At 71.3% G+C, this 6,291-nt stretch carries 6 protein-coding genes; 3 read left to right on the top strand and 3 right to left on the bottom strand.

The genetic code is table 11. From position 1 onward, the window contains the following. Positions 1-82: 82 nt before the first annotated feature. The 3 genes from JWR81_RS34380 to JWR81_RS14025 all read right to left on the bottom strand — a co-directional run bounded on the left by JWR81_RS34380 (position 83) and on the right by JWR81_RS14025 (position 4,167). A complete protein-coding gene (locus tag JWR81_RS34380; RefSeq protein ID WP_367278793.1) occupies positions 83-328 on the bottom strand; it encodes a rhodanese-like domain-containing protein in 246 nt (81 codons plus the stop codon). Continuing rightward, a complete protein-coding gene (locus tag JWR81_RS14030; RefSeq protein ID WP_297651422.1) occupies positions 280-906 on the bottom strand; it encodes a rhodanese-like domain-containing protein in 627 nt (208 codons plus the stop codon). Before JWR81_RS14030 ends, JWR81_RS34380 begins: the two co-directional genes overlap by 49 nt. Before the next feature lie 105 nt (positions 907-1,011). Beyond that, the gene (locus JWR81_RS14025; protein ID WP_297651419.1) at positions 1,012-4,167 is read right to left on the bottom strand and encodes an AAA family ATPase; all 3,156 of its coding nucleotides are present in this window, start codon (positions 4,165-4,167) and stop codon (positions 1,012-1,014) included. A gap of 129 nt (positions 4,168-4,296) precedes the next feature. On the opposite strand from JWR81_RS14025, the gene JWR81_RS14020 reads away from it, so the two are divergent. The 3 genes from JWR81_RS14020 to JWR81_RS14010 form a co-directional block, all read left to right on the top strand. Beyond that, positions 4,297-4,746 (top strand): DUF5994 family protein, encoded by a 450-nt coding sequence (locus tag JWR81_RS14020; RefSeq protein ID WP_297651417.1) that lies wholly within the window; start codon positions 4,297-4,299, stop codon positions 4,744-4,746. A 112-nt stretch (positions 4,747-4,858) separates the two neighbouring features. Next, positions 4,859-5,308, top strand: a complete 450-nt coding sequence (locus JWR81_RS34375) for a GNAT family N-acetyltransferase (protein WP_367278792.1) — start codon at positions 4,859-4,861, stop codon at positions 5,306-5,308. A gap of 685 nt (positions 5,309-5,993) precedes the next feature. After that, positions 5,994-6,291: hypothetical protein (locus JWR81_RS14010; RefSeq protein ID WP_297651415.1), on the top strand; the 298-nt coding region annotated here is incomplete at its 3' end.

The following is a 6,291-nucleotide window of genomic DNA, read 5'->3' as shown; positions in this document are numbered from 1 at the left end:
TAGCCGTCGACGTCGCCCGAGTTCAGCAACTGCACGGCTGTGGTGATGGTGGTGGCGTGGTCACTCATGGTCGTCTCCTTCGTCAGGTGTGGTGTCGGTGGGAGCAGCAGAGCGTCGGCGACGGGGTAGGCCCGGTCATCGGTCGGCCCTCGGCGATCCAGGCGTTGATCCCGCCGTCGAGATGCGCCACGTCGCGGTAGCCGAGTTCCTGAGGAGAGCGAATCGCGAGAGCCGAGCGGGAGCCGGCCGCGCAATAGACGATCACTCGTCGGCCGGGCTCTAACCCTTCGACGTGGTGAGTTCCATGGTCGGCGTGGAACTCGAGCATCCCGCGCGGGATGAGCACCGCGTTGGGGATGCAGCCGTACTGGGTCTCGTCGGCTCGCGGACGTCCACCAGCAGGACGAAGGGATCGTCGAGCTCTGTCGCGAGCTTCGCCGGGGTGAGGTTCTCGATGCTGGCCCTGACGGCGGCCACCAGCAGTTGGACAGGGCTCATGATGCTGGTCCGGTCGGGCCCCGAGCAGCGGGCCGGTGCCACCACGGGCCGGCCATCGCGAAGCCATGCTGCGAGGCCGCCGTGAAGATGGGCCACGTCGCGGTACCCGAGCTCCTGCAGGGAGCGCGCCGCGAGGGCCGATCGGCCTCCGGCTGCGCAGTAGAGGATCACGCGCCGGCCGGGGTCGAACCCGTCGAGGTGACTGGTGATCGTCCTGTCGGCGTGGAACTCGAGCATCCCGCGCGGTACGAGCACCGCGCCGGGGATGACGCCGTGTGCGGTCTCTGCGGGCTCTCGGACATCGACGAGCAGCACGCCGGGGCGGCCGAGCTCGGCTGCCACGTCCGCGGGGGCGAGGTTCTCGATACCCGCGCTGGCCGCGATCGCCATTTCCTTGACACCGGTCATGGCGTCCTCCCGTGGTCGCGGCCAGCAGGCGCTGGACGAGACCCGACGATGGCACGCGGGTGTTCCTGAAACGTTCCCGGCGTTGAGAGGAGGTCGGGGCGCGGGTCAGCTCGGGTGTAGCGCCGATGCGAGGCACCGGGCCTCGTCGAGGGGCTGCCCTGCGTCACGGAAGCCGTCGGCCGCTGCGCGGAAGCGGGCGGTGGCATCGTCCGGGCACCCTCTCGCCAGCGCGAGGTGTCCCTTGACCTCCTCGAGTGCTGCGTCCCAGCCGGGCAGCCGCATCACGACGGTGGCCAGCGTCTCCGTGGCCCGTTCATACCGGGATGCGCGGTCGAGATCTCCGGCTCGCGCGGCGGCGATAGCGGCGGGAACGGCGAGCGTGATCCGGCAGCCGGGACACGTCTCGAGCGGGCCGCGTACCCCCAGCTCTGCCTCGTCGAGCATGTTCAGGGCGGCGTCGGTGTCGGCGGCGGCGGTGATCCTGGCCCCGTAGATGCGATCGAGGAGGTGGAAGCCGACGTCGGACTCACGAGCGACGGCCAGCGCCTCGTCGAGCAGAGCGCCGGCCGCCGCGCTGTGACCTCGATACAGGGCGACCTCCGCGCGGCGCTGCAGCGCCAGTGCCTCGCCGGTGGTGGCCCCGATGGCCCGGTTGAGCCGGGCTGCTTCCCGGAGGTCTTCGTCGGCCTCGTCCAGTCGGCCCGACAGCAGGTTCGCCTCACCGCGCAGTGTCGTGGCGAATGCCCGGCCGCGAGCCGCACCCAGCCGCTGCGCCTCGGCGAGGAAGGAATCGGCGAACTCGACCACCTCGGAGTAGGGCCGGGCACCGTAGAGGAGCCGCTGGGTCATGCAGAGGTGGCCGTCGAACACGCTGATCGCCAGCTCGCGCAGCGCGTGCGTGTCGAGCAGGTCCGCCCAGATGCTGCTGTGCAGGTCGTCCCGAGCGTGCGCGGCGGCTGCCTGGGCCCAGGACGCAACGACGAGCGCCGTCCGGTCTCCTGACTCCATCGCCAGCCTGCGGCACTCGGCGGCCTTCGCGGTCCCGAGCTCCGGATCGGCGAAGCCCATGACGGCCGCGCCGCTCAACGCCAGCGCCTGGGCGAGCCTGCCCTGCACCGACACGGGCTCGAGCCCGTCCAGCGTTCGCAGCGCGCCCCGGGGATCACCCTGCTTGATCTGCGCCAGCGCCTGCATCGCCTGCAGGTCGTGGGACTCCGGACCGCAGGCGACTCGCGCGGCGGCCGCGTACGCAGCGGGCGCTCGCTCCTCGCCGAGGGCATCGAGGGCCTCGGCCCGCAGCCGGAGCGCGTCGAGGAACCCCGGCTCGTGGTCCAGCAGCGGCTCCAGGTGACCGAGCGCGTCGGTGAATGCACCGAGCGCGACGGCCCGGCGAGCTGCGGCCAGCAACCAGGGGGCCGCATCGCCCGGCCGGCCCCCGTTCAGCCAGTGCCGCGCGACGAGGGCCGGGGCGGCTCCCGCGGCCGCCAGCCCACGGGCGGTGTCACGGTGGATCGCGATCCGGTGGTGGGGCGGGACCTGCTCGACGAGCGCCTGGCGCACGAGGTCGTGCCGGAAGCGGTAGCGCCCCCCGGAGACGACAAGCGCGCCGGCGTCGAGTGCGGCGTCGAGCAGCGCGAACGCGTCCGGCTCGGCCAGTCCGGTCAGCGCGGGCACGTCGAGAGGGTCCAGGTCGTCGCCTGCCACCGCCAGCCGGCGGAGCATCGCAGCGGTGGCGTCGTCGAGGTCGATGAAGCGCTCGGTGATCGCCTCCCAGACCGATGGCGCGACAGCCGGGTCCGCGGCCCCTCCGATGCCGCGGGTGAGCTCCAGCGCGAAGAACGGGTTGCCCTGCGCCGTCGCGACGATTCGGGCGACCACGCCGGCGGCGGGCTTCGCGATGGCCCCGGCCTCCACCAGCAAGGCGACCTCGTCGTGGTCGAGCGGGCCCAGGTCGATCCCGGTGCACCGGCCGGACCGGTCGAGGCCCGCAACCGTCCGGGTCAGCGACGACGGGGCCAGCTCGGTGCGGAAGGCGATGGCGCCGAGGAAGGGGAGCCCGCCACCGGCCCGGGCCAGTTGTCCCCACGCCTCCACCGTGGCCTCGTCGGCCAGGTGCGCGTCGTCGACGACCAGCAGGACGCCGGTGACGTCCCGGCACGCCGCGATCAGCCGGTGCACGGCTCCGATCACCATGTGTCGGGTGAGCCCGCCCTCGTGCGGCTGGGCCGGCGCGGCCAGCGCCGTGAGCTCGGCCAGCGTCGAGCGCGCCGGGCGCGGCAGGGCGTCGAGGAGGGTGCGATCGCGGCTGAGTAGCTGCTCCACGGCCGCCACGAGGGACGCGTAGGGGCCCTGTGCGACCGTGGCGGCGACTGCCACGACCAGCCACCCGCGTTCCCGTGCCACCGACGCGAACTGCCGGCACAGCGTCGACTTGCCGATGCCCGCCGGACCACGGACCACCGTTGCGCCCAGCCCACCCCGCTCGGCCGACCGGAGCGCCGCGGCCAACCGGGCGAGCTCGACCTGGCGGCCGACGAAGATCGTCGCGGCCGGTGAGAGGCCTGCGACGCACTGCTCGTACAGGGCCCGGCTCTCCGACGCGGGCGGTAGGCCGAGCTCTCGTTCCAGGTTCGTGCGCAGCCGTCCGTACCAGCGGATCGCGGCGGGCCGGTTGCCGCGCGACAGTGCGGCGCGCATGAGCTCGCGGTACGCCTGCTCGTCAGACCGGTCGATCTCGACAAGCCGTTCCCACCGCCCTCCGAGACGTAGTAGTGAGACATAGAGGGAGCGCAAATGGTCCCGCCGAGCGTGGGTCCACTCCTCGTAGAGCGAGTCGGGGAGCAGATCGCCCGGATAGCCCGCCGCCGCCTCGTCGCAAGCAGCACCGTCCCCCGAGCGGATCGCCGCCTCGGCACGGCGCTCGAATACGGCGACATCAGTTACGACGTCGCACGAGGGGAACAGGGCGACCCGGCCGCCGCTCAACCTCACAGCGTCCTCACGACCGAGTGCCTGCCGGGCGTGATGCGCGGCCTTACGCAAGTTCGCGGCGCCAGCGTCGGGTTCCAGGTGCGGCCACAGCGCCTCGACAACCTGGTCCCGCATGAGCCGGTGTCGATCGGACAGGGCGAGAAGTGCGATGAGCTCCGCGGACCGGCGAGCCGGCCACGCGGCGTCGGAGATCTCTTGGGATCCGACCGTGACCCGGAGACCCCCGAGCAGCGTGATGTGCACGCGTAAATGCTGCGGGAGGTCCGTCATCACCACTCCTGCCTGATCGCGCGCGAGCTGATCGTAGAGTTGTGTCCAGATCTGTGGCCGTGAGGTCCTGGGACAATATGTCACCCGTGGCGTAATTATTCAGGTCTCCGAGTTCCACGCGATATCCCGATGCCGGATCCGGGTGCTGCGGCCCCGCGGGTGGTGTTCTCGCCCGTGCCGCACCTCGACGGTGTCCTCGACGGCGGCTGGTGGCCACACACCCACCTGGCCGACGAGTTGCCCGCGCTGTCGGGTGTGGTGGCGAGCAGGCTCGGGACAGTCGTGCGGGTTGCGCTGAGCGCGACAGCTTGGGACGCCCGTCCCGAAGAGGTCACCTGCGGTGGCCGGGTGGTGGCGGTGGCCTTCCGGCGCTGGTGGTGCTACGCCCGGGGCGGTCCGCTGCCGGCCGCCCATCGGGAGTGGGTGCTGCACGACATGACCTGCCGCAGCTGGTGGCTGCGGCACCTCGGGCGGTCGTTGGTGCAGCTCGTCCCGGTCGTCGCCGTCCTGATGCTGCTGATCTCGGGCCCGTTCTGGGTCCGGGGATGGCGACGATGTTCGTCGTTCAGGCGGGCCTGATGCCGCTGCGCCCGGTGGCAGGCGGCGGGGTTCGACACGGTGCCGGTCCCGCAGATCCCCCGCGAGGACGTCGAGATGTGGCCTCGGTGACCGGGCTCGTCCCGGTCCGCGGGTGTGGGGATGCGGCTACGCCGGCGAGACCACCCGGGTGTTGGCGAGCTGGGCGCCCAGCCACGACATCGCCGAGATCTTCGCGGTCGTCCGGCCGGACAACACCCGTGCCGCGGCGACGGTGCGGCGCAACGGCATGGAACGGGTCGGGAGACCGGCACATACTTCGGGCTCGACCTGTAGGTGTTCCGTCTGCGCCACGCCGACTTCGACCCCTCCGCACCGGTCACCTCGCTACCCCCGGACTCGGCCGCCGAGTGACCGGACCGACCGGCGACAGCGAGCCACGGTCGCAGCAGTGTCGGGTTGCCGTCCAGATCTGGCGGCCGAGGCGGATCTGCCGCCAGATCCAAGCGCGCCACGACGGAATACCGGTGCGGAATGGCGCTCGGAAAGAACAAACGGACGTCGCCCCGAGGTGCCTGGGGCGACGTCCGGACCGCACAAGTGATCGGGTTACCAGGCGTGCACAATGCGCCGTGTCGCTCGGTCTCGGCGTCAGCACGCGAGAATCGCGTCCTGACGCAGGCCCGCGGCGCTGAGCCTTATCGCGGCATGCTCCGCGTGGGTGCCCGGTGCTGCTCGTGCTGGGAACCCCGGCCGGGAGGACGGATCTTCTCTGCTGATCCGACCTTGGCCTGTCGACGTTCTCTACCGAGAGGTCTACTCCGCAATCCCGACCGCCACAAGGGCGCCGGCACCTGTCACCCGTCTCCCGCGCCCGGTGGTTGATCCAAAATAGCGGGTAGGCAAGATTTGCACCCACATTCTCCGTCGCGGTGCGGCAACGGGAGCATGTTTGACGCTACTGAGGGCAGCTCGAGCGTCAGCGTCCACGCCGGCGCCGTCGTCAGCGCACAGCAGTTCCCGGACTCGTGAGCAACCCGGAGGCGGGAGCGCCGGCACGATGTCGGTCCTCGAGCGTCATCATCGAACTCCGGTCGCGGCTACGGCGTCATTCTTGGTAAATGCGTGCCACGCGTGAGAATGGAAGCGGTGGGAAAGATGGAATTACTCGCGCCGGATCCGACGAAGTACCCCGGCCACGCCGAGACTGTGCGGTGAGACGCTCGATGGAAATATTCGGGGACGGCGGACAGCAGGGCCGGGAACCTCTGCCCTGAAGCTGGGCGGAGATGTCCCGGTTGCCCGGTGTGGCCGGTGTGGCGGTCGACCTCGACGCCTTCGCCGCGGTCGGTCGCGCCGGACGGGCGGGCGAAACTGCCCTGCCGCGACGCTGGGTCGACGTCGTGACATGGGCGCGGTCGGCGGGATGCTCCACGTCTCCTTGTTCGTCCAGACCGAGCCTGTCGGGCGGCGCGAGGCTGCGGCGGTGGTTCTACGCTCGTGCGATGAGGTGCCGCATCGAAGTGTTCGTCCGCAGCGGTCACACCATCGACCTATCGCTCGAGGATGGTGAGGACCGCGCGTTCA

It is taken from the genome of Pseudonocardia sp. (assembly GCF_025965585.1).
Taxonomy (GTDB): Bacteria; Actinomycetota; Actinomycetes; order Mycobacteriales; family Pseudonocardiaceae; genus Pseudonocardia.
This window is presented reverse-complemented; position numbering and strand designations above follow the sequence as displayed.